26 protein-coding genes and 1 riboswitch are annotated in these 22598 nt (G+C 64.6%); of the genes, 14 read left to right on the plus strand and 12 right to left on the minus strand.

All coding sequences use genetic code 11. The features are described 5' to 3' along the window. Positions 1–12 precede the first annotated feature (12 nt). The 3 genes from ACFVYC_RS03650 to ACFVYC_RS03660 are packed head-to-tail and all read left to right on the plus strand — an operon-like array spanning position 13 to position 1821. Complete coding sequence (locus ACFVYC_RS03650) at positions 13–861, plus strand: sugar phosphate isomerase/epimerase family protein (RefSeq protein WP_387546655.1); 849 nt, start codon at positions 13–15, stop codon at positions 859–861. 12 nt (positions 862–873) lie between these two features. Continuing rightward, positions 874–1488 (plus strand): transglycosylase domain-containing protein, encoded by a 615-nt coding sequence (locus tag ACFVYC_RS03655; protein ID WP_387546658.1) that lies wholly within the window; start codon positions 874–876, stop codon positions 1486–1488. Positions 1489–1509: 21 nt separating this feature from the next. Continuing rightward, positions 1510–1821: a hypothetical protein gene (locus ACFVYC_RS03660; protein WP_387546661.1), complete on the plus strand. Its 312-nt coding sequence runs from the start codon at positions 1510–1512 to the stop codon at positions 1819–1821. 221 nt (positions 1822–2042) lie between these two features. Here ACFVYC_RS03660 and ACFVYC_RS03665 read toward each other — a convergent pair whose 3' ends face one another. The 7 genes from ACFVYC_RS03665 to ACFVYC_RS03695 all read right to left on the minus strand — a co-directional run bounded on the left by ACFVYC_RS03665 (position 2043) and on the right by ACFVYC_RS03695 (position 6724). Further along, the gene (locus ACFVYC_RS03665; protein ID WP_387546664.1) at positions 2043–2801 is read right to left on the minus strand and encodes an SDR family NAD(P)-dependent oxidoreductase; all 759 of its coding nucleotides are present in this window, start codon (positions 2799–2801) and stop codon (positions 2043–2045) included. 66 nt (positions 2802–2867) lie between these two features. Next, positions 2868–3380: a DUF2087 domain-containing protein gene (locus ACFVYC_RS03670; RefSeq protein ID WP_387546667.1), complete on the minus strand. Its 513-nt coding sequence runs from the start codon at positions 3378–3380 to the stop codon at positions 2868–2870. Positions 3381–3390: 10 nt separating this feature from the next. After that, entirely contained in the window at positions 3391–4284 is an 894-nt protein-coding gene (locus ACFVYC_RS03675; protein WP_387546670.1) for an HNH endonuclease, read from the minus strand. 53 nt (positions 4285–4337) lie between these two features. Next, a complete protein-coding gene (locus ACFVYC_RS03680; RefSeq protein ID WP_387546673.1) occupies positions 4338–4535 on the minus strand; it encodes a hypothetical protein in 198 nt (65 codons plus the stop codon). Next, a complete protein-coding gene (locus tag ACFVYC_RS03685; protein ID WP_387546677.1) occupies positions 4532–5062 on the minus strand; it encodes a hypothetical protein in 531 nt (176 codons plus the stop codon). Before ACFVYC_RS03685 ends, ACFVYC_RS03680 begins: the two co-directional genes overlap by 4 nt. A gap of 90 nt (positions 5063–5152) precedes the next feature. Beyond that, positions 5153–6013, minus strand: a complete 861-nt coding sequence (locus ACFVYC_RS03690) for a universal stress protein (protein WP_387546680.1) — start codon at positions 6011–6013, stop codon at positions 5153–5155. A 51-nt stretch (positions 6014–6064) separates the two neighbouring features. Continuing rightward, on the minus strand, positions 6065–6724 hold the full coding sequence (locus ACFVYC_RS03695; protein WP_387546682.1) for a DUF4386 family protein: 660 nt from the start codon (positions 6722–6724) through the stop codon (positions 6065–6067). 524 nt (positions 6725–7248) lie between these two features. On the opposite strand from ACFVYC_RS03695, the gene ACFVYC_RS03700 reads away from it, so the two are divergent. Next, entirely contained in the window at positions 7249–8928 is a 1680-nt protein-coding gene (locus ACFVYC_RS03700; RefSeq protein ID WP_387546684.1) for a GAF domain-containing protein, read from the plus strand. 21 nt (positions 8929–8949) lie between these two features. Here the strand turns inward: ACFVYC_RS03700 and ACFVYC_RS03705 are convergent, their stop codons facing one another. The 3 genes from ACFVYC_RS03705 to ACFVYC_RS03715 form a co-directional block, all read right to left on the minus strand. Further along, positions 8950–9597, minus strand: coding sequence for a response regulator (locus tag ACFVYC_RS03705; RefSeq protein WP_387546687.1), 648 nt, complete (start codon positions 9595–9597; stop codon positions 8950–8952). Between the two features lie 246 nt (positions 9598–9843). After that, the gene (locus ACFVYC_RS03710) at positions 9844–11403 is read right to left on the minus strand and encodes a DUF4389 domain-containing protein (RefSeq protein ID WP_387546690.1); all 1560 of its coding nucleotides are present in this window, start codon (positions 11401–11403) and stop codon (positions 9844–9846) included. A 58-nt stretch (positions 11404–11461) separates the two neighbouring features. Then, the gene (locus tag ACFVYC_RS03715) at positions 11462–12334 is read right to left on the minus strand and encodes a universal stress protein (RefSeq protein ID WP_387546693.1); all 873 of its coding nucleotides are present in this window, start codon (positions 12332–12334) and stop codon (positions 11462–11464) included. Between the two features lie 355 nt (positions 12335–12689). Here ACFVYC_RS03715 and ACFVYC_RS03720 point away from each other — a divergent pair, with 355 nt between their 5' ends. From ACFVYC_RS03720 to ACFVYC_RS03745, 6 genes are all read left to right on the plus strand, one after another. Continuing rightward, entirely contained in the window at positions 12690–12902 is a 213-nt protein-coding gene (locus ACFVYC_RS03720; RefSeq protein ID WP_387546694.1) for a hypothetical protein, read from the plus strand. A 145-nt stretch (positions 12903–13047) separates the two neighbouring features. Further along, complete coding sequence (locus ACFVYC_RS03725) at positions 13048–13476, plus strand: hypothetical protein (protein ID WP_387546697.1); 429 nt, start codon at positions 13048–13050, stop codon at positions 13474–13476. A 115-nt stretch (positions 13477–13591) separates the two neighbouring features. Further along, on the plus strand, positions 13592–13774 hold the full coding sequence (locus ACFVYC_RS03730; RefSeq protein WP_387546700.1) for a hypothetical protein: 183 nt from the start codon (positions 13592–13594) through the stop codon (positions 13772–13774). 68 nt (positions 13775–13842) lie between these two features. Then, positions 13843–14772, plus strand: coding sequence for a ribonuclease Z (locus ACFVYC_RS03735; RefSeq protein WP_387546702.1), 930 nt, complete (start codon positions 13843–13845; stop codon positions 14770–14772). A gap of 88 nt (positions 14773–14860) precedes the next feature. Further along, on the plus strand, positions 14861–16303 hold the full coding sequence (locus tag ACFVYC_RS03740) for an APC family permease (RefSeq protein WP_387546705.1): 1443 nt from the start codon (positions 14861–14863) through the stop codon (positions 16301–16303). After that, positions 16300–17775 carry a YdiU family protein gene (locus ACFVYC_RS03745; protein ID WP_387546707.1) on the plus strand — a complete coding sequence of 492 codons (1476 nt, stop codon included), beginning with the start codon at positions 16300–16302 and terminating at the stop codon, positions 17773–17775. The genes ACFVYC_RS03740 and ACFVYC_RS03745 overlap by 4 nt, the downstream gene beginning before the upstream one ends. Before the next feature lie 81 nt (positions 17776–17856). On the opposite strand, the gene ACFVYC_RS03750 is transcribed toward ACFVYC_RS03745, so the two are convergent. Continuing rightward, positions 17857–18705: a LysM peptidoglycan-binding domain-containing protein gene (locus ACFVYC_RS03750; protein WP_387546710.1), complete on the minus strand. Its 849-nt coding sequence runs from the start codon at positions 18703–18705 to the stop codon at positions 17857–17859. 3 nt (positions 18706–18708) lie between these two features. After that, a riboswitch (cyclic di-AMP (ydaO/yuaA leader) is annotated at positions 18709–18911 on the minus strand. A 266-nt stretch (positions 18912–19177) separates the two neighbouring features. Between ACFVYC_RS03750 and ACFVYC_RS03755 the strand changes: the two genes are divergently transcribed. The 4 genes from ACFVYC_RS03755 (at position 19178) to ACFVYC_RS03770 (ending at position 21568) form a co-directional block, all read left to right on the plus strand. Then, positions 19178–20152, plus strand: coding sequence for a dienelactone hydrolase family protein (locus ACFVYC_RS03755; protein ID WP_387546712.1), 975 nt, complete (start codon positions 19178–19180; stop codon positions 20150–20152). Between the two features lie 66 nt (positions 20153–20218). Continuing rightward, positions 20219–20575 (plus strand): TraR/DksA family transcriptional regulator, encoded by a 357-nt coding sequence (locus ACFVYC_RS03760; protein ID WP_387546714.1) that lies wholly within the window; start codon positions 20219–20221, stop codon positions 20573–20575. Further along, positions 20572–21141, plus strand: a complete 570-nt coding sequence (locus ACFVYC_RS03765; protein WP_387547138.1) for a DNA alkylation repair protein — start codon at positions 20572–20574, stop codon at positions 21139–21141. The genes ACFVYC_RS03760 and ACFVYC_RS03765 overlap by 4 nt, the downstream gene beginning before the upstream one ends. Continuing rightward, entirely contained in the window at positions 21125–21568 is a 444-nt protein-coding gene (locus tag ACFVYC_RS03770) for a DUF1810 domain-containing protein (protein WP_387546717.1), read from the plus strand. Before ACFVYC_RS03765 ends, ACFVYC_RS03770 begins: the two co-directional genes overlap by 17 nt. Before the next feature lie 85 nt (positions 21569–21653). Here the strand turns inward: ACFVYC_RS03770 and ACFVYC_RS03775 are convergent, their stop codons facing one another. Next, positions 21654–22547 carry a glucose 1-dehydrogenase gene (locus tag ACFVYC_RS03775; protein ID WP_387546719.1) on the minus strand — a complete coding sequence of 298 codons (894 nt, stop codon included), beginning with the start codon at positions 22545–22547 and terminating at the stop codon, positions 21654–21656. Positions 22548–22598: the final 51 nt, after the last annotated feature.

Here is a 22598-nt window from a genome sequence, read left to right on the forward strand (position 1 = left end):
GGAGGAAGCAGCGTGAAGCGTCCCATTGGGATCAGCACGTGGGTCTGGGAGTCTCCGTTGACCGACACCAACCTGGGCGGTCATCTGGCGAGGATCGCCGCACTGGGGTTTGACGCCGTCGAACTGCCGCTGGAAAACGACGGCGACTTCACACCCGCAGCGGTGCGCGGGTCCCTCGAGTCCACTGGACTCACACCGTTTCTTGTCGGTGCCATGGCGCCGGGCCGGGACCTCGTGGCCGCGGCCCCCGCCTCTGTGGAAAGGACCCAGGCCTACCTCACCGCCTGCATCAGCATGGCCGGCAGTATCGGTTCGCCCACTGTTTGTGGTCCTTTTTACGCACAGACCGGCCGGGTCTGGCGGATGTCGCCCGGGCAGCGGCGGGAGGCCTACGCCGAGCTCCGCCAAAATCTGCAGCCGGTGGCGGTACGTGCACAGGAAGCGGGCGTAGTCCTGGGCATCGAACCACTGAACCGGTATGAGACGTCCCTGATCAACACGGTGGACCAGGCGCTCGAGGCGCTGGAGCCGTTGTTGGGCAACGGCGTCGGGCTTGTCCTGGACACCTACCACCTGCACATCGAGGAGCGTTCGCTGGCCGCTGCGGTCCGGGCGGCCGGAAGACACCTGGTCCATGTGCAGGTTTCCGGGAACGACCGCGGCGCCCCGGGCGGGGACCAGACCGACTGGGCAGGCTTCCTGGCGGCCCTCGATGAGGTGGGCTACAGCGGACCCTTGAACATTGAGAGTTTCACGGCGGAAAACGCCGCGATAGCCGTTGCGGCCTCCATCTGGCGGCCGCTGGCCCCGAACCAGGACGAGTTGGCCGCCAGGGGCCTTGCCTTCCTGCGCGGCGTATAACCGGGAACCATCATGGAGAACTCAACTGCAACCATTGCCGAAACCCAGCCCATCGCCGAGCCTGAGCCGGCCGCGATCAGACCGGTCGAGGCACCCCCGGGCGAAACTCCACCATCACCCAGGCGGCGCAAGCGTCGCGTCCGCCGTATTCTCAAATGGTTCGCGGTCACCGGGGCGCTGTTCCTTGGCCTCTTGCAGCTTGTCGCCGTTGCCTTCATCTGGATCACTCCGTCCAGGACGAGCTATATGCTCCAGGAAGGCGAACCCGTGGTCTACCAGTTCGTCTCGCTGGACCACATCAGCCGCTACATGGTGGCTGCCACTATTGCGCATGAAGACCAGCAACTGGGCAGCCGCGCCGGCGGATTCGACATAGAGGATTTCAAGGCAAGAGCCGAGGCGTACCTGGCCAACGAGGAGGATCCGAGCGGTTCGACCATCCCGCAGCAGCTTGTGAAGAACATCTACCTCACCCCTGACGAAAACATTGTGCGAAAAGGCATTGAAGCTGGCCTCGCCATGCAGTTTGCCTACACGCTTTCAGATCAGCGGGTGCTTGAGCTGTATCTGAACTATGCACAGTTCGGACCGAAACTGTTCGGCATATGTGCCGCCACCTGGTACTAATTCAATACGCCGCCCTGGTCTATGACGCCGGAACACGCAGCCCGGCTCATGGGCGTGGTGCCGTTCCCGGATCTCATTCAGCGTGCGCCGGAAGGCGGCGCCTTTGTGGACAAGGAAAAGAACCCAAAGACCTGGGACAACCTGAACGGGGCGGCGAACGTGTGGGTGCCCCGTCAGTTGGATGGCATGGGGGGATGGAAGGCCGCGGTGGAAACTATTGGCATCACCGACACGGCGGCAGACCATGAGGCAGAACGTGACAGCAAAGATGCATGTTCCACGATGCCGGATTCCGTACGCGCGCGCCAGGCAGCTGAGGGTTATCGCAAGTAACCCCACCTGCTCCCCACCTGCTCCCCACCAGCAGCCGCGCCGGCTAAAGCGTTACCGGAATCGGACGCCCGGGGAAGAGTGTCGAGTACTGCCGCCGAAACATCCGCCGGGCGCCCAACCGTAGGCCCAAAAGGAAGAAGCGGTGAATGCGCCGCATGCCTGCCGTCCCACTGCACAGGACGGGTACCGCCCGGCCCGGCAGCGGGAGTCCGCACTTGAGGTCAGACAGCGGTGTACCCGCCGTCCACCAGGTAGTAGCCCCCAGTCATGAAGGACGCTTCCTCCGACAGAAGGAAGCAGACGAGGTGGGAAACCTCCTCGGAAGTACCCAGGCGGTTGAGAGCGTGCTTGCCCTCCAAAAGCTGAAGCACCTCCGGGCTGAGGCTGCTCTCGACGAGCGGCGTCCGGATGTACCCGGGGCCAACGGAGTTGATGCGCAGCCCCTGCGGCCCGTATTCGGCCGCGGCGTTCTTGGTGATCCCCACGACGCCGTGCTTGGCGGCCGTGTAGGCGCCGTTGCCCAGGGCGGCGACCGTGCCGTGGATGGAGGCCATGTTCACAATCGCACACTTCGCTGCGCCGGCTTCAAGCATCTGCGGGATCTGGTAGCGCATGCCGTAAAGCACGCCGTTGAGGTTGATGCCGATGACCTTGTCCCACTCGTCGAGGTCCGTTTCCCCGGCTGGCGCCTGCTTGCCGCCGATGCCCGCATTGTTCACCGCCAGATGCAGCGCCCCATAAGTGTCGACGGCGTGGCGGACAACTGCCTCGGCGTCCTCTTTCCTGGCGGTGTCCTGCCGTACCGCAGAGGCGGTCCCGCCGTCGTCGGTAATTTCCCGCACGACGCGCTGCGCCGCGTCAAGGTTGATGTCACTCACGACGACGTTTGCGCCTTTGGCAGCCAACTCCTTGCTGATTGCTTCGCCGATGCCGGAGCCGCCTCCGGTGATCAGTGCAACTTTGCCGGTGAACTGTGCCATGTCGACTTCCTCTCAGACGGCGCCGCAGTTATCCGGCGGCATTTCCTGTTGGTGGTGTGCCCCACGCTACAGCTTCTGCCGCCGGCTGTAGGAGGACCCCGAAGCGGTCCGTTCCAGCAAGCCGAAATCCACCAGGTAGCGGCGCAGCAGCACGACGTCGTCCGTGTAGCTGAGGAGCCGTTCATTCACTTGCTTTTCCGTCAGGACCTCGCCGGGACGGATGGCTTCGCTGATGATCCAGGCCAGGAGCTCCCGGCGCTCGGCCATGTTGGCTGGATACCTCTCGATCCTGCCCAGCCGCATGAAGCGGGCCACCCCGGTTTGCGCCTGCCGCCGGGGCTGCTGGGCCAGGAGATCCCGGAAGATCGACTCAGGCGCAACCAGTCCGCCGTCGGCATTCCGCTCGACGAGCCCGGACTCCAGGAGGGCTGCGAGCGCCCTGCTTCGATGCTGATTCTGCATGCCGGCAAGCTCTATGCCGAGCACGATGTGTGCATAGGCGCTTCGGGCATCGCTGTTGGCCAGGGTAGCCACCACGCGCCGCCAGTGCGGTCCGCTGTACCTCGTCCCTCCGGTCACCGCATTTTCCTTAGCTGAGGTCCTTCAGGCCTGCGTGTTCTTCAAGGATCCGCCGCGCATTATCCTGGGCTTCGAGCGTCATTTCGCTGACCACCTCGCCCCGCAGATGGCCGGCGGCGGACAAAATGCTTCGAAGTTCTGAGACTGTGCGCGGCGGGCCAGAGCCGACGCCGCGATGGACCATTGCATGGCAGTTGGGACACAGCGGTATGAGGTCAGCAACAGGGTCCAGTTGGTACCCGGCCCCAAGCATGGCCGGCGGCACAACGTGGTGCACGTCAATGAAACCCATCCCGGTCTCGCCATACGAGGCTTCGAAGGAGAAACCGCAGGCAGCGCAGGCAGTGCCATGGAACGCCAGGCACACCCGGCGGGCGTCAGGGTTGTGCTCGTAGCGGTTCACGTCCATGGTGTGCACGGCGTCCGGCGGGCAGGTGCCCGGCACCAGTCGAAAGGGCTCCGCCGTCGGCCGGTGTTCCCGCCACACCTGGCGAAGGCCGGGGTCCGCTGCCGGCGGAACGGCCAAAGTTGAGCGCGTAACGGCGTCGCGCCACATAACTTCGGGGACGGCGGCGCGGAGCAGGCCGGGACGTATCTGCTCACCAAGGGGGAGGAGTGCATCGAAAGCAACGCTGATGTACCAGCTGGTGGCGCCGGGGTCTTCGGGGTGCGCGGCCTCAAAGGCTTCGGACATCACTATCCCGTGGCCAGTCAGGCCGGTGCCGGCGTCGCTGCTGCCCTGCAGCAGGAGCCAGGCTTCAGTTCCCGTCCCGATGCTCCGGTTGTGGCCAACGTTCCAGCGGCCCAGGAACCTGCCGGAATCGGCCACCTGCTCGACGGCGGCACGGTAGTCCCAGCCGTTCCACCGGTCTGGATTCCCCACCAGGATTACAGCCGCCACCACTCACCTGCTCCAGCACACACTGGCCCGCGGCCCGATAGGGTTGCCAGCGGGACCTAGATGGGTTCCTTGGCGAGCGCCTTGGTCTTGGCCGGCGTTTCCCGTCCGAGGCGCTCATCGAGTGTGACGCGCAGCCTGGCGGCCGCCACCTGGACACGGTGCTCGGCCGCGGTGGTCTTGCGTTGGGCAGGGGCGGAGGGCGTGCCGCTCCGCGGAGTATGGACGAAGCGGTGTTCAGATGACGCTGCGCTCATCGTCCAACCTCCTTGATCTTGTCCTCATCAGTCGTTCCATTCTCGCCTATGTTGCCACCTGAGTCCACGAACATAAACTCCTGGTCCAGGCGGTCTTCCTGCCCGTTTTCATCCCCGCTGTCATCACCTGAGACGTTTTTCCAGGCAATGTCGAACAGTTCAAGTTCCTCGGTGCGTGCCAGGTCGCTGCGTGCAAGGACCTCCAACGTAGCCAGCCCCAACGCCCTGGTGCCTTCATCGTCGTCCAAGGCCCGGTCCAGCGCCCACTGGGTCCGGCGCCACCATTCCGCGCGGCTGTCCGCGTCAGTCTTCTGCTGCAGCGCCTGGGCGTCCGCTTCCCGCTTCTGGTCCAGCGACGTCTTGTCAGCCGCGGTGCGCTGTTTCAGCGTGCGCCAGTTGATGTAGAAGGCCAGCACGGCCGCGACGAGAACGGCCAACGGGCCCAGGCCCGCGAGGATGACCCACCAGTCGGCAGGCCCCGAGTGGACGACGACGTCAAGCGGGGTGGGGGACGGGGGAGGAGTCACCCGGCCAGCATATGCTGGGGCGGGACTCCTGCCCGTACCGCCCGGATTGCGACGCGGGCGGTCGACGCTCAACTGATCGCGGCACTCAGCTTAGAGTTCAGTGTGCGTGTGCCGGGAGACAAGCACCGGACCATGGGAGTGGTGAAGAACCGCGTGGGCGATGGAACCGATCGTCTCCCTGACGAGTCCGTGGCCCTGGGTGCCAACAACCAGCATCGCGGCACCCTGGGAGGCCTCGAGGAGGGCATGCGGGACTGATGCGTCCGTGGCAAGCACTTCCTCGACGTTGACGGCGGGGGCAAGGGCGCGTGCGGCCCGGACGGCGGTCCGCAGGACTTCTTCGGCCGCGGCTTCCGCGTCCGAATCGGCGCTGAAGCGCCGGTACCCGGCGGGAACGTGCCGTACATGGACGACGACGAGGCCCGCCCCGGTTGCCGACGCCAGTGAGCATGCATCCTTCAGGGCGGCAGATGAACCTGCTTCGTCGACAGCCACTACCACTGGCCCGCCCGGGTAAAGATCAGAGCGGATGACTGCAACCGGGCAGGACGCTGTGGCCGCGAGTTCCAGGCTGACGGATCCCACGAGCAGGCCCAGGAATCCGCCAAGGCCACGGCTTCCCACAACTACCATTTCCTGGCGGGCAGATATCCCGGCCAGTTGCTGGGCCGGGAGGCCGTGGAGCAAGGTGCACTCAACTGTCAGCCCGGGCACGGCAGCCTTCGCCTGGTTGAACCCCTCCTCGAGGATGGACTCGGCAGACCGCTCCAGCCCGCTGTCCGAGACGCCGGGAACGGGACCAAGGTGCCGGGTCAGCAGCGGCCACATGGAACTGTGCACCACATGCAGCACCAGGCCGCGAAGGAGCGCCTGCCGTGCAGCCCAGCTGACAGCTTCTGCAGCCTCAGTTGAACCGTCATAGCCGGCGACTATGGCCTGTGGCTCCTGCATGGCTCGTTCGCACTCCTGGATATCGCGGCTTTCGGAAGGCGGCGCTCGCCGTCAGGTCCTACCCTGTGCCCGTTCCGACGACAGCCGGATCAGCGCAACTCCGGTGGCAATGAACCACACCCACAGCAGAATGCCGTAACCCCAGTAAAACTCGGGCAGTGCATGGTGGAGTACCTCACTGACTACCCCCACAGCGCCTGTGACAACACCCAGCCATGCCAGGAAACGCGGAAAGAGCGCTGTGGGTCCTTGGCTCATTGCAATGCCCATCAGGAGAATTCCCAAGGCAGAAAGTGTTCCCACTCTTGCCGGAGTGTTGTTTTCGGCAATGATTGCCTCTGCTGCTGTGGCAAAAACCCGGCGTCCCTCGTCTGTGGCTGCCGCCATGTAGCGGTCACTGAGGTAGACAAGGTTCAGCGACCCGCGGCTGCTGACCGGAACGGCCAGGAAGAGGGCCCACGGCAGGGCGCCAAAGACGAGGGCAATCAGCGAAATGCTTCTGTGTGTTGGCGCCAGTGCCACAAAAAGCGCGGTGAAAACAAGCACTGGAAGGATGTTGGGCAGGATCCACAGAATCTGCTCTGCAACATAGTTCACCTTGTTGGAGGCAATGAATTCAAGGGTTTCCGCGCCTCCGTGCACCGGTGGCGGCGCCAGGAAATCGAGCACCAACGCCGCTATCAGCAGGAGTACGAAGAGGACCGATGCCACCCCTGCCCACCGGAAGAGCGATTTCCATTAACCAGGACCACGCAGGTAGGGCGACTGCAGAGGAGTCGCGGAGCGAAAGGTAGGCATGATTGAACTTTCCTACCGGCATGGTCGGAAAAGTAGTGCCCTAAGACCCCTTTCAGCCAAATCCCGGGTCCCGTCGTGCGAAGGCTGCGGCCCTCACCCCCGTCAGTCCCCGGCTGCCAGCTCGGCAAGGGTCGCCAGGATTTTGGGTGAAGGGCGCCATCCGTTAATGGGGCTGCCCACCACAAGCAGGTCTCCAAATTGAATCTTGCCGACGTCGAAACGGCCCGTGTCCCGTGTGGCAGAATCCTTTCCGCAGGCCGGCAGTCGCTGGCTGCCGAACGGCCAAGTACTGCCTTGACGTGGTCTTTAGACTTGTCCCAAGACGTCCCTCCGTGCCACCGGCGGAGGTGACGTTGGCAGTGGAGACCAGCACTCCGGACGCATGAAGCGCGCCAGGGACCCGCAACGGGGCGGGCAGCTATCGCAGGAGGTCGGCGATGAGCACTGAGCCGTGGCGCTCTCCCATGAATGAAAGAGTCGAAGACCTCCTGCGCGATTTCGTTGTCCGCGCCGACGAACTGCTGCATACCCAGGAACAGATCAATGGATTACTGGGCGCTGTGGTTGCCCTGGCCGAGGATTTGAGCCTGGAGGCAGTCCTCGATCGTCTTGTGCGGTCAGCGTGTTCTCTTGTGCGTGCGAAGTACGGCGCGCTTGGAGTCATCGGTGAGGACAGGAGCCTCAGCCACTTCATCACTGTGGGTATCGACGAGGATGGCACCAGGTCCATTGGGGACCTGCCCACCGGGCATGGCGTGTTGGGCCTGCTCATCCGTGAGCCGAAACCCTTGCGGCTGCATGACCTTGGTCAGCATCCGATCGCCTCCGGTTTTCCGCGGAATCATCCGCCGATGAAGTCATTTCTCGGGGTTCCCGTCCGGGTTCGGGACGTTGTGTTCGGGAACCTCTATCTGACGGAGAAGGACGGCGGGCACGATTTCACTGCCGAGGATGAGGACCTTGCAGTAGCCCTTGCTGCCGCTGCGGGGGTGGCGATCCAAAACGCACGCCTTTTTGAAGACAGCAAGCGCCGCCAAAAATGGCTGGAGGCCGGCATGGAACTCAGCAGCCGGCTGATCATCGCACCCCAGCCGGGAGACCTGGACAACCTTGGGCTTGTTGCGGGAACTGCGTTGGAGCTTTCGGATTCAGTGATGGCTGTGGTTGCCGTCCCCAACGGCAACGGTCTCCTTCGATGCCGGGCTTCCCTAGGGGTACAAGGCCTGCAGTCCGGGCAGGAACTCATGGTTTCGGCAGCGGTCTCCGCGGGCCTCGAAACGGGGAAGTCGTTTGTTGCCAAAGACCCCAGGCAAGTGTTCGACGACGAGGTGGCGGAAAAGCTGGGTTCCGTGCTCGTCTGCGCTATGGGGCACGGAAGCAACAACGGCGTGCTGCTTCTCGCCCGTCCGCAGGGATCGCCTGTTTACAGTCAGTCCGAGGTGGAATCCAGTTCGCTCTTTGGAAGCAGGATCGGATTGGCCCTTGACCTTGCGCGTGTCCACGAACTGCATGAACAGAATCTGCTGTTCACGGACCGGGAGCGGATTGCACGTGATCTGCACGATCTGGTCATTCAGCGGTTGTTCGCAGCCGGCTTGGGCGTCCAGAGCCTGCGTCGGTTTACCCTGGACCCGGTGGCCCACGAACGCATCGCCGCCGTGACGTCCGAACTCGACGACACCATCCGGAAGCTGCGGGACACGATCTACTCCCTCAGGACAGGTGAGGATGAGCAGGAACCGCTCACAAGCCGCCTTCTGAGGGTAGTCCAGGAAACTTCACGAAGCTACGCGGTGGCGCCAAAAGTAAACATAGCCGGGCAAATGGACGGTGCGGTCCCGGAAAATGTTGCCGGCCATCTGCTCTCCGCCCTCTCGGAAGGACTGAGTAATGCGATGCGGCATTCAAAGGCCGACGACGTTCGGGTCACGGTAACAGCCGGCGCGGAACAGGTTGAGCTCCTGATCACCGACAACGGCCAGGGTTTCGATGAGCCGCCCCTGGTCAGCGGGCTTGCCAACATGCGGCACCGGGCAAAAGTACTTGGCGGCACCTGCAGCATTCAGAGCGCGCCGGGGAAGGGCACGCGCGTGGAATGGTCCGCTTCTTACCAATAACGGAACTGAAAGCAGGCAAATCTATGTGGGGTCACGCCCTGACTCAGTTGTGGCACCCTGGCCATTGCGGGTCACAAACACTGCGGCCTGCGTGCGCCTCTCAAATCCCAACTTCGCCAGGATCGACGAGACGTAGTTCTTGACAGTTTTTTCCGCGAGGAACAGTTCCTCACCAACCTGGCGGTTAGTCAGGCCTCGTCCGATGAGCGCAAGGACCTTCTTCTCCTGGGCGCTGAGCGCCTCCATCCGCGGGTCGCTAGGTGTTTTGGACAGGCCCGCAACAATCCGCTGCTCAACGCCCGGCTCAAAAAGCGACTCACCCGCGGCAGCCCTGCGGATGCCGGCAAGGAGGTCGTTGCTCCTGATCTGTTTCAGGACATACCCGGATGCGCCGGCCAGGACTGCGCCGCGGATGGCCTGCTCGTCGTCATAGCTCGTCAGGATTACGCAGTGCAGGCGTGGATCGAGCGATCGAACATCCCGGCATACTTCAATGCCCGTGCCGTCGGGGAGCCGGCCATCCAAAATGGCGATGTCCGGTTTCAGGGCGGGGATGCGCCGGGTAGCTTCCGCAGCCGACCCGCTTTCACCGATCACCACGAAGCCCTCACCCTCGAGCAGGTCCCTCAGTCCCTGCCGGACAAGTTCGTGATCATCGAGGATATACACCCGGAGCGGTTCCCGGGGCCCGGAAGCTCCGTCCGATCCTGGTTCGTCCCTTTGCACCCTGATGCTCCCAACCTCTTCAGGACCAACCCCGCCGCCGCGTGCGATGCAGCCCCGGGAAGGCCTGGTTCCATTGTTCCCTCCGGGCGGGGGAGCCGGTAGGGGGAAAATTCGTGGTCACCGGATCCAGTCACTGCGGGAAAACCAGCACGTTAACCGGCTATTGATCGCCACCGACGCCGAGCCGGCTCATGGCCCAGGAGTTGATTTCGGCGCCATGGCCGCGCCGGACAGCGGTACGCCCCCGTCCGGGTTGCCATCCTCCGGCCGGGCCATCTCGCTGCCTCCCTGATCCAGCCGGAACGGCGGGTATTCATCCCGCATCAGCGCCGTGTACACGATGACCCGGTATATCCAGCGGTTCACCCCGAGGATCAGATCGAACAGCGGACGCAAATACCGGCCGGTGAAGAGCAGGGCCACCAGTGCAATCAGGACCAGCAGGCCGAGCAGTGATACTCCGGTTCCGCGCTGGTAGGTGGTCCCCAGGTCACCATCATCTTCCAGCGACGTCCAGGTGCTTCCCGCCAGCACCGCGACGATGAGCAGGTGCGGGATGGCCAGGAGCCATCCCTTGATGAGGACCAGTCCCCGGGACAGCCGCTGCGGGTAGTCAACCTCGAAATCGGCCGGATAGTTGGTGCGCCGCAGCGTGAAGGGCGGATAAAGGTCCGTTCCGCCGGCGGCGTAGGCGTAGAAGGCCACCCGCCAGCTCCACCTCAAAACGCCAACGTTAAAATCGAACAGCGCCCGCGGATAACGGGCAGTAAACAGGATGGCAAACCAGGCAACGATCGTGGTTGCAAGGAACGCAAACCACAGGAAGACCAACACGATGAAGTGCGGTATGGCCAGGAACCACTTCACCAGCCACATGGCCCTGGACAGGCCCGGGTCAAGCTCGCCGGAAAGGCGGGCCGGGTACGGTGCCCGGTCCGCCGGTTCTGACTGCAGGTTCTGGGCCGGCGGTGTAACTCCCGGCGCCCCGGGGACTCCTGCGTACCCGGGTGGTGACGGGGCAGTGGGTCCCGGTGCGTACCTGGGCAGTGGCGTTGCGGGTCCGCCGGAGGGTGGCCCGGCGTGGCGTCCGAGTCCTATGGCTCCCAGGATCAGCAAAGGAATTCCAACCACGAGCGCAGCGATCCCTCCCACCAGCAGGCCTGTGGCCGCGGGCCGAATCAGGTCCGACCGGAACCCTGCCTGCACCTGGGCGTCGACCCCAGGACTGGCGTCGGCGTTCATCACGACGATCGCCCAACTGCCGGCCGCCAGGTCCCAGGTAATTTCCTGCTCGCCGGGACCAGTTGCCGCCACCCTCCAGAAGGGCTGCTCCGCCGGTGGTGCCGGGGCTGTGGTGCCGGGAACGTCCCGGTATTCTGCCCGGAATGGCCGGCTCTCCACCTCGAGCAGTTCCGAGTGATGCACGCCTGAGAGGTACCGTTCGACGTCGGCCTGGTTGGCGATGCCGATGAAGATGTCCTTGCCTGCCTCCGCCGACGCGGCACGCAGCCTGAGCGTACCGACGTCGAAGGGGAGACGGGGCGGAACGCCCTCGCCGACCGCATCAAGGCGGGGCGTGGTCAGGGCATGTGAACCTACCGAAAAGCGGGCCGTGCCCGAGTTCAGGTAGCCGTCGCCCTGGGCTGTCCCCACAGCTGCGGCCACGGCGCCTCCCGCGACGATCGCCAAACCGAGGAGCGAGATGAGGATCCCAAGGATGAGCATTATTACTGAAGCGGTCTTTTTCATGATGTCCAACCTGGAACGAAGGAATGGGGATAGGTGCAGGACCTGTGACAGGTGGCGGTCAACCTTGGATTCTGAGCTTGCTCTGCTGGATGCGGGTGATGACGGTGGGGCAGGGCAGATGCTTAAGGACTCCGTGTGCGGTGGACCCGAGCAGCAGGCGTTTGATGCCGCCCCTGCCCCGGCTTCCAACCACGAGCATCCGCGCCTGGGCCGCGGCATCCACCAGCGATTCCACCGGGCCCTTGCCGGTGTCCAGCACCTGGTCAACCCGAAGATCGGGGTAGTCCTCCCTGAGGCCGGCCACCACTTCAGAGAGAACCAGGCGTTCCTCTTCCACAACGTGCCCGGCCAGGCTGCCGGGAGTGAGGCCGGCATCCACAACAGGGTCCGGGGCCCTGACGGCATAAAGCACCGTAAGTTGCTCACCTTCCCGGTCGGCTTCCGCAGCCGCGAAGGCGACCGCCTGCGTTGATTCCCTGGAGCCGTCGACGCCGACCACCACTCCGGACCGACCCTCAAGATTCTGGGTACCTACTACGGCAACAGGCACCTCGGAGGAGGCAGCCACCTGAAGCGCCCGGTCGGCAAGCGTGCCGCCGAGATGGAAACCGCCCGACCCGACCACCACCATCGATGCCTTGCCCGAGAACTCCGCCAGTTGACCTCCAACGCTTCCCGTCAGCAGCTGGGTGGAAACAGGTATGGAGAAGGCATCCTGAACACGGAGGGCCGCAGAGTCCAGGAGCTTCCCGCCTGCCTCCTCCAGCACACCAATGAAGGGATAAGGCTCAGCCACCCAGCGGTCATCCACCACGTGGACGATCACCAGCGGCAGTCCTGCCCGTTCGGCACGGCCCGCCGCCCAAAGCACCGCTGCCTGGCTCCGGGCCGAGTCATCGGTGCCAACAGCAATAGGTTTGCGCGTTGTCATGGCCGGACTTCCTGGTTTCGTGCGGCAGGGTCACTTCAAGACTGACGCTGAGCCGGCGGTTGTTGTAGGGCCAAAGGTCACGGCCATGGCCGGCGTGCCGCTGCTTCTTCTTCGCATGCGGTCAGGAGAGTACGCTTAAACCACCGTTTAGAAGTATGCGGCCACCATCGCAAGCTGGGTGTTGACTCCCCGGCATTCCGGAGAAAACCTATGGCCGCCCGGACTCCTCCTGGCTCTCCAGCCGCCGTCGAAGGCGCTTCTTCCTGCAGACATGCTCTGCCGAAACCCGCCACGATCATCTTCCTGCCGGCAAACCCTGCCGGCATATCCCTCTTGACAATTGAAAGGAGTTTCAGTGGATCCTGGAACAGCAATGGCGCTGATCGCGGGATACGTAGCAGCCGCATTTGGTGTGTTCCTTTTATACTCGCCGGTCCTGATTCTTGTGGTGTGGCTGCTGTTGGCCGCAGGGCTGCTGCAGTTACTGGCCTGGCCCTTCATTGTGATGGTCCGGAAACTGCGCCGGAAGCCCGAACCGCCGCAGGACGGATCGTGGCTGCTGCACTGATGCCGTCCGGCCGGCCGTTCCGGTTGCGGGGGAGCGCTAACACATGCCCGCCTCCAACGCCCGTGAAGCCCGAGGTTCACACCGCGCACCATTCGTCAGTATGCTTACTAATATCTGCAGGGCGGCTGACGAGAAAGGCATCATCATGACGGAACAGAACTTGCCGGACGACGGGCTTGAGATTGTTGAAGAAAATGACGTGCTCCTGGACGAGACCCCCGGCGCGGCGTCATCCCTTGAACTGGATCCCGTGACGGCCGGCGAACCGGACAACTACCCCGGAGCCGCGGAGAACAACCCGGACCGCTGGCAGGAGGATCCGCTCCTGCAAGGCGAGGTTTCGGGCGAGGAGGAGGACTTCCTCAGTGACCAGACCCTGCGCGATGACCTGAAAGCGACCCGCGACGGCTCGGGTGAGGAACCGCCGGCGAGTACGCCGACCCTGGGCGAGGCGGTGGCTGACGTCGATTTCGGCGAAGACCCCACCGGCATGGAAGCTGACGCCAGCGACGACCAGGAAAACTTCGGCGGCTCCCCGCTCAGCGAGTTCGACCCCAACGACCTGGAGCGCTAGGCCCCGGACCTGGCGGTGAAGGGGGCCTCGCCCTGGCCCCACCTGGAAACAGGGCTAGAGTAATAAGCAGGCTGATGAACATCGGTTGGCAGGATCAAGACTGAAGGAGTTTCACATGAACTTGGGAAGCATGATCAGGAATGCCGCTTCACGATTCGCAGGCAGGTCCGGCACCAGCGGAACTGTACGCGGCTCCGGACTGAATGCCACAGGCCGGACGCCCCACACAACGGGTGCTCCGGGCGGAAGGGCCGGCGGCATGGCCAACAGAATCATGGGCATGCTGAAGCGGCGCTAAGCTCAAAGACAAACCACCAAGCAGGTCCCGGATCATTCCGGAACCTGCTTTTTGGTCCCTCCAAGAACATGCGTGAACTCATCATTCTCGGCACCGCCTCCCAGGTCCCCACCCGGACCCGCAACCACAACGGCTACCTGCTTCGCTGGGACGGCCAGGGGCTGCTCTTTGACCCCGGCGAGGGAACCCAGCGCCAGATGATCCACGCAGGCGTGTCCGCAACACAAATCACGAGCATTTGCCTCACCCACGTACACGGCGACCACTGCTTCGGCCTGCCCGGTGTGCTGTCGCGCATGGCTCTGGACGGTGTGGCCCACACCGTGCATCTGCACTACCCGGCAGCCGGCGAGGACGTAGTTCGGGCCCTGGTGTCCATCAGCTCGCCCGGGGTGGACCTGAGGCTTCATCCGCACGGCGGCGGCGGAGCCGTGGCAGAAGGTCTGGAAGTCCGGCCACTGAGGCACCGCATCGAGACCTACGGCTACAGGCTCGTTGAACCCGACGGCCGCAGGCTGCTCCCGGACCGCCTCGCGGCGGCGGGAATCAAGGGTGCCGACGTCGGACGCCTGCAGCGCGAGGGCAGCCTGGCCGGAGTCCACCTTCAGGACGTCAGCGTTCCCCGGCCCGGCCAGCGCTTCGCGTTCGTTATGGACACGGCACCCTGTCCAGGGGCAGATGACCTCGCGGACGGCGCCGACCTCCTGGTCGCCGAGTCCACCTTCAGGGACGACGACGCCGGGCTCGCCCGCCAGTACCGGCACCTCACAGCCGGGCAGGCCGGGGAGCTGGCAGCCAATGGTGGGGTGAACACGCTGGTGCTGACCCACTTTTCGGCCAGGTACGACGACGTCAGCGGGTTGGCTGCGCAGGCCGGAGCCCGCGCCGCGGGGGCAACGGTGGTAGCGGCGCAGGACCTGGAACGGGTTGCCGTTCCGAAACGACGGCCGTGGCACCCCAACACCGTGCCGGCCGGCGGGGCGGGGCTGCGGGACTGATTATTGCCAAACCCAACCATGAGGTAGAGAGTGAATTATCCGGTAGGCAGCCCGGGCCCACCCGCCCAACGTGTTGTGAAGGTCGACAATGAGCAAAACTTCCGAAGAAGTCTTCGACGCAACTCCTGAAGGAACGGAACCCGAACTCAAGCGGGTCCTTGGCCCCAAGCTCCTCCTGCTCTTCATCGTGGGCGATATCCTCGGCGCCGGCGTCTATGCGGTCACGGGGACCATGGCCGGAACAGTCGGCGGCATCGTATGGCTCCCGTTCCTGCTGGCCTTTGTGGTGGCCACGCTGACCGCCTTCTCCTACCTGGAACTGGTCACACAGTATCCCCAGGCTGCCGGAGCCGCCCTCTATACGCACAAGGCCTTCGGGATCCACTTCGTCACGTTCCTGGTTGCCTTCGCCGTTGTCTGCTCAGGCATCACCAGCGCTTCCACCTCCGCCAACGTCCTGGCCCAGAACCTGTTCGGCGGTATCGAGATCAACGGCTGGATAGGGATGCCGGAACAAGGCGTCATCACGGCGGTCGCCCTGGCATTTATGCTGCTCCTGGCCATCATCAACCTCCGCGGCGTGGGGGAGAGCGTCAAGTTCAACGTTGTCCTTACCCTGGTGGAGATGATTGCGCTGTGCATCGTGATCGGCGTCGGCTTCTTTGTAATGTCACAGGGCACGGGGAACCCCGGTGAAATCTTTGTCTTCAACGACTACCAGGACAAGGGCATGTTCCTTGCGGTCACGGCAGCGACGTCCATCGCGTTCTTCGCCATGGTGGGCTTCGAAGACTCCGTGAACATGGTGGAGGAAACCAGGAATCCCGAAAAGATCTTCCCCCGCACCATGCTGACCGGCCTGGGCATAGCCGTTCTCCTGTACATGCTGGTCGCAATCTCGGTGGTCAGCGTGCTGTCACCGACAGAGCTGGAAAGCATTCGGGAAGCCGAAGGCGCTGCCCTTCTCGAAGTGGTGCACAAAGGCTCACCCGACTTCCCGATCGACAGGATCTTTCCGTTCCTTGCCGTCTTCGCCGTAGCCAACACAGCACTGATCAACATGCTGATGGCGAGCCGCCTCATTTACGGGATGGCGCGCCAGCACGTTCTCCCGCGCGCCCTCGGGAAAGTCCTGCCTGTCCGCCGCACGCCGTGGGCCGGCATCGTTTTCTCCACCGTCCTGGCACTGGGACTCATCCTGTACGTGACCAGCGACCCGGAAAGCAACATCGTGGCCAACCTTTCCGGGACCACTGCCTTCCTGCTCCTGTGCGTCTTCACGGTGGTCAATATTGCCTGCCTGGTGCTGCGCCGCAAGCGGGACTCCAACCGCAAGGTGTTCTTCACCTCGCCGGGGCAGCTGCCGCTGGTGGCCGCCCTGCTGTGCGCCTTCCTTGCCGGCCCGTGGGTAGGCCGTAATGTCATTCAGTACCAAATTGCCGGCGGGCTGATGGCCATCGGCGTTGTGCTCTGGTTTGTCACCTGGGTGATCAACCGGAGAGCGAACCACGAGGAGAGTCTCAGGAAATGACAGCTGCTGCTGAATCAACGGTCACCTTGGATGGGCGGTTTGCCCGGGAATTGTCGGAGCTGGCTGTTCCCTGGCAGGCGGAGGAGGCGCCCCAGCCGAAACTGCTGGTCCTTAACGAAGAGCTGGCCGGGGAGCTGGGGCTTGATGCGGAATACCTTCGGTCCACGGAGGGCGTCCGGCTCCTCCTGGGCAACCACGTTCCGGAGGGCTCGACGCCGGTGGCCCAGGCCTACGCCGGCCACCAGTTTGGCGGCTACTCGCCCCTGCTCGGGGACGGCCGTGCGCTCCTTCTGGGCGAAGTGACGGGAACGGACGGCCGGTTGCGGGACATCCACCTGAAAGGCTCGGGCCGCACACCCTTTGCCCGCGCCGGGGACGGCCGCGCCGTCGTCGGACCCATGCTGCGGGAGTACCTCGTGAGCGAGGCGATGCACGCACTCGGCATCCCCTCCACGCGATCCCTCGCGGTGGTGGCCACCGGCCGCCCGGTGCGCCGGGACACGATGCTTCCGGGAGCAGTACTGACAAGGGTGGCAAGCAGCCACCTGCGCGTGGGCAGTTTCCAGTACGCTCGGGCCACGGAAAACATGGACCTGCTGCGCCGCCTGGCGGACCACGCTATCAGCCGGCACTACCCCGAAGCCGCCCAGGCCGATAACCCCTACCTGGCGCTCTTCGGACGGGTGGTGGCCACGCAGGCAGAACTGGTGGCCCGTTGGATGCTGGTGGGATTCATCCACGGCGTGATGAACACGGACAATATGACCATCTCCGGAGAAACCATCGACTACGGGCCCTGCGCCTTTATGGACGCCTTTAACCCGGCCGCAGTCTTCAGCTCCATCGACGTCGGCGGCCGGTACGCCTACGCCAACCAGCCGGTCATCGCGGAGTGGAACCTCGCCCGCTTGGCCGAGGCCATGCTGCCGCTCTTCAATGAGGACCAGGAACAGGCCGTGGCCCCCGCCGTGGAAGCACTTGGCATGTTCCGCCGCCAGTACAGTGACGCCTGGTTCGCAGGGATGAAAACCAAACTCGGCTTGACGGAAGCCCCTGCCGGGACCACCGAGGCCGAGGAGGCCTCGGAACTGGTGGACAGTCTGGTGGCCCTGTTGAAGGACGGACCAGTGGACTACACGTTGTTCTTCCGGAATCTTTCGCACGCGGCCAGGGGGAACAACCGTCCTGCACGCGGGATGGTCCTTGACCTGGCCGGCTTCGACGCGTGGGTTGAACGGTGGCATGACCTGAAACCGGACGCCGACCTGATGGACAGGGTCAATCCCGCATACATTCCGCGCAACCACCTGGTGGAGGAAGCACTCGCCGCAGCAACGGAGGGAGACCTTGATCCGTTCACCCGGCTCCTCGAAGTGGTCCGTGCCCCGTTTGATGAGCGGCCGGGACTGGAACGCTACACCGAAGGGGCGTCGGAGGACTTTGGCAGCTACCAGACCTTCTGCGGCACCTAAGCAGGTCAGCTCCTGAGCACGCAAAACAGGGGCGGCAGCCGGGAAAGATCCCGTCTGCCGCCCCTGTTGGGCGTGGTGGAGCTACGCTACGCGGACGAAGGAAGCGCCGCTGAGCCAGGAGATGGAGTGGACTTCGGTCTTGAAGCCGTCCACGCCACCGCTGACAACCTGGCCGTTGCCGGCGAAGACGCCGACGTGACCGGCGGTGATCACCAGGTCACCGGGAGCCGGGGTGCCCACAGTGGTGCCGTACTGGTAGAACTGTCCCGGGGCAAGGTCACCGACGGTCTTGCCAACGGAGCGGAGAGCCTTCTCCACCATGGCGGTGCAGTCCTGCTGGACGCCCACCTGGCCGTAAGCGTTCGCCAGGATGGCTGCACCGGTGCCGGTGCCGGCGGCTGCGGGAGCTGCCGGGGCGGGAGCCGGAGCAGGTGCCGGCGACGTGGAGGCGTAGGACAGGTTCATTCCGGTGTTGGCCGGGGCAGCAGCCTTGACGGGAGCCGCAGCAGCGGCAGGAGCGGCTGCAACAGCGCCGGCGCCGGCGATCTGGATCTGGTCGCCGGGGAAGATGATCGTGTCGATCGACAGCCCATTGGCGGACAGGACATCGTTCAGGGCTACTCCGTTGGCCGCCGCGATGGCTCCCAAAGTGTCGCCGGAAACAACGGTGTGCACGTGGCCCGCAGCCGCTGCGGGGGCAGCCACAGCAGCAGCCGGTGCCGCATATGCCTGGGTGTTAGTGGTCTCGGTGGTGTCCGGGCCGGTTACGCCTGCGTGGGCCGGGGCGCCGACACCGAAGGCAATGCCTGATGCTGCTGCAACGGCGAGCGCCGGGCGGCCAAGCGACTTGGCTGATACAGCCAAGCCCTGGAGCGCGATTGAGCGGGCCGGAGTCGCGCGGTGACGGGCGGTAATGGAATTTTTTGACACGGTTGATCGCCTCTCCCATGCCTGCGGGGTGAGCTGTCGGGTTCGGGTTGGAGATACCCGGCCGGGAGCGAGTCCGAAATGTTCGGCGGCGCTAACGACTTAACCCCAAGGCCTCATGTGAGGCCGCGGAAACTTGGTTCCCCCGTCCCTGCCAGCTGGAAAGCGTTGGTTCCCGGGTCAGTGGCAGGGCTCGGCATACTGAGGGGAATGTCCCGTCTGGGAGGGACACCTGAAGACCATATCCTGATCTTCACCGGATTGTCACATTTGGATAACATACGAGTTGCTTCTCTCGGATTTATCAATCGAGTGGATTCCCCATGCCATGAAGACTTGACCTCGCGAGATAGGCGCGCCGCGGATGCGTGCCGTGTTTTTTATCACAAAGTAATAAAGCTCGGCCGAAAGTGTCGCCTTTACCTTGCTTGGGGACTCGACGGGTAGGAGGATATCCGGACCTGAAGGAGGCCACGTGACCCAGCTTGGCAAGTACGAGAAGTACCTGATCGAAGAGTTCTTTGACGACTACCGTGCCGGGGCTCTAAGCCAGCGCACCTTCACCCGGCGAGTGGCGTTTATCACTGGCAGCATGGCGGCAGCCGCGGGGGCGATGCTGCTGGTGGGCTGCACTCCCAGCGAGGTGCCCCGGAGCACCGACCCCATGCCTACACCGGTACCTTCGACACCGTCCGCCTCCAGCACGGCCGGGGCAGGTTCCGTCCCCGGGGCGAAGAGCCCGCTCTCCGTTCCGGAGGGGGCGGCAGGAATGACGACGGCGACCGTACAGTTCATGTCCGGAGGAACCTCCGTCAGTGCCTACCAGGCCAGGCCGGAGCGGGAGGGGCGCAGCCCTGCCGTGTTGATCTGCCATGAGAACCGCGGATTGACCCCACATATCGAAGATGTAGCGAGGCGCTTTGCGAAGGCGGGCTACGTTGCCCTTGCGCTTGACCTGCTGAGCAGGGAAGGCGGGACGGCGGGCATGGACCGCGACGCTGTTCCCGGCGCCCTCACCCAGGCCGGAGCCCAGCGCCACGTTGCCGACTTCACGGCGGCGCTGGAGTATCTCCGCGTCCAGGACTTTGTGGACGGCGAACGGATTGCCATGACCGGCTACTGCTTCGGCGGCGGCATCACCTGGCAGGCGGCAACCGAGCTTGAGGGGTTGAAGGCCACGGCGGCCTTCTATGGTCCCGCCCCTGACCTGGGCAAGGTGCCCGGCATCAAGGCCGCAGTCTTCGGTGTCTACGCGGAACTCGATCAACGCATCACCGGTGCCATGCCCGCACTCAAGGACGCGCTCGCAGCCACTGAGGTTGTCCACCAGCTCACTGTCTACCCCGGCGTGGACCACGCCTTCCACAACGACACCGGCGACCGCTACAACGAAGCCCAGGCCACGGCCGCGTGGAACGACACGCTCGCGTGGTTCGGCCAGCACGTTTAGGGCCCGGGATCTGACTCGCCCCCACGACAGGCAGGGCTGGTACTGACCCCGCGCTAGGCTTTTGCCATGCCTGACTACGAACGGTTCCGGCTCCTCCTGGAGGAGGAGCGGGAGCGGAAGCTGGCCCTCCTTCCGGCCCTCCGCGCGGATATAGCCTCCGCAAACTCGGCGCGCCAGGACTCGAACGTGGATGACGAACATGACCCCGAGGGCGCCACCATCGCCTTCGAACTGTCCCAGGCGTCGGCCCTGCTGAAGCAGAGCAGTGCCGGGCTTGACCAGGTGGACGCGGCCCTGGCTAAAATCGCGGACGGAACCTACGGGATTTGCGCCGTCTGCGGGGAAGCCATCGCCGAAGGCCGGCTGGAGGCACGCCCGTGGACGCCGTTCTGCATCCGGCACGCCTCGGCAGGCCGTCGATGAGCAGCGGCAGGGAGAAGGTGGCGGCTGCCGCGGAATTTGTTGACCGGACGCTCCGGAACGAAGGCGCCTGGTACCGGGCGGACGACGTCGAAGGCAGGCTGGGAGGACAGCTCGCCTCCTACGGTTCCTCGGTCGGGGCTGTCCGGGGAACCATCCGCGACGCCCTGCGGAAGTACAAGGACCTGGACCACGACGGCGTGGTGCAGCTGGCGTCCTCCCTGTGGGGCATGCCCCGGCCCGGTTCCAGGGCAGTGTATGAACGTCGGCTCGCCGCCGTGGTCCTGCTGCAGTCCAAAGAGGCACTCCTGCGCCACTCGGACCTGACGCGGATCGAGGGTTTCCTGCGGTCTGCCGGGACGCCGGAGCTGACCGGGCCCCTGCTGGCCGACGTCGTTGCGCCGTTCCTGGACCGGCTCCGCGGGCGCGACCGGCAGCGCGCACATGTTGTCCTGGCGCGCTGGCGGACCGACCCGGATGGCCAGTTGCGCGCCGCCGCCTGCTACCTTGAGCAACAGTCCAGACCCGCAGCCCCACCACAAGGAGACACCCATGACCGAACCCTATGACCTGGAACGATTCGTCGCCGCGCAGGACAGCGGCGGAACGTATGACCAGGCGCTCGCAGAACTGCAGATGGGCAGCAAGTCCGGCCACTGGATGTGGTTCATCTTTCCCCAGATCGCCGGCCTGGGCCACAGTGACATGTCACGCCGCTACGCCATCAGCTCCCTCGCTGAAGCCCGGGATTACCTGGACCATGCGGTGCTGGGCCCGCGGCTGCTCGAATGCGCCCTGGCCGTCACCAACCACGCCGGTGGTGCCGCGGAGGACATCCTGGGCAGCATCGATGCCCGCAAGCTGCAGTCATCCATGACACTGTTCCTGCGCGCAGCTCCCGGCGAAACCGTCTTCAAGACCGTCCTGGCCCGGTTTTTCGACGGACAGCCTGACGCCGCCACCGACGACCTTCTGGCCGACCAGGACGGCAAATAAAGGGCTCAGGATAAACGGCCGACGGCGGTTCCTCGCGCACCCTGCGCCAGGAACCGCCGTCGGACTACTTGAGAGAAGCCTGGCGCTACGGCGTGGGGTTGCCGCCGTTAACGTTCAGCGTTTCCCCCACCACATAGCTTGACTCCGGCGATGCCAGGAAGACGTACGCCGGGGCGAGCTCGGCCGGCTGCCCTGCGCGGCCCAGGGGAGTGGACTGGCCGAACTCCGGCAGTTCCTCCTTGGGCTGGCCACTGCTGACCTGCAGCGGCGTCCAGATGGGCCCTGGTGCCACGGCGTTGACGCGGATGCCCTTCGGCGCCAGCTGCTGGGCCAGACCCTTGGTGAAGTTATTGATGCTGGCCTTCGTGGTGGCATAGTCCACCAGCGTGGGGGACGGGTTGTAGGCCTGGATGGAGGTGGTGTTGATGATGGTGGACCCGGCGGGCAGGTGCGGGAGGGCAGCTTTCGTCAGCCAGAACATCGCGTACACATTTGTCTTCAGGGTGTGGTCGAACTGCTCATCGGTGATGTCGGCCAGCGCCTCCTGGGCAACCTGCTTGCCGGCATTGTTGACCAGGATGTCCACCCCACCGAGCACGGCAACGGCGGTGTCGACAACCTCGCGGCAGGCAACAGGGTCCTTCAGGTCCCCAGGTACCTTGACGGCCTTCCGGCCGGCGGCCTCGATGAGTCCGGCGATGCGCGCCGCATCCTCTTCCTCCTCCGGCAGGTAGGACAGGACGACGTCGGCCCCCTCGCGGGCGAAGGCGATGGCGGTAGCCGCACCAATCCCGGAGTCCGCGCCCGTCACGATGGCCTTCCGGCCCTCCAGCCGGCCGGTCCCGCGGTAGGTGTCCTCGCCGAGGTCGGCCTTGGGTTCCAGCTGTGCGTCCAGGCCGGGCTCGGGCTGGTCCTGCTTCGGCGGTGAAATCTTCTCGTAGGCGGTGACCGGATTGCGGAAGGTGTACTGGTCTGTCATGGTGGTCCTCCTGTTGCATCGGGGTGGAACACAAAAAGCTAAGCATGCTTA

Source organism: Pseudarthrobacter sp. NPDC058329 (genome assembly GCF_042879835.1).
Lineage (GTDB): Bacteria > Actinomycetota > Actinomycetes > Actinomycetales > Micrococcaceae > Arthrobacter.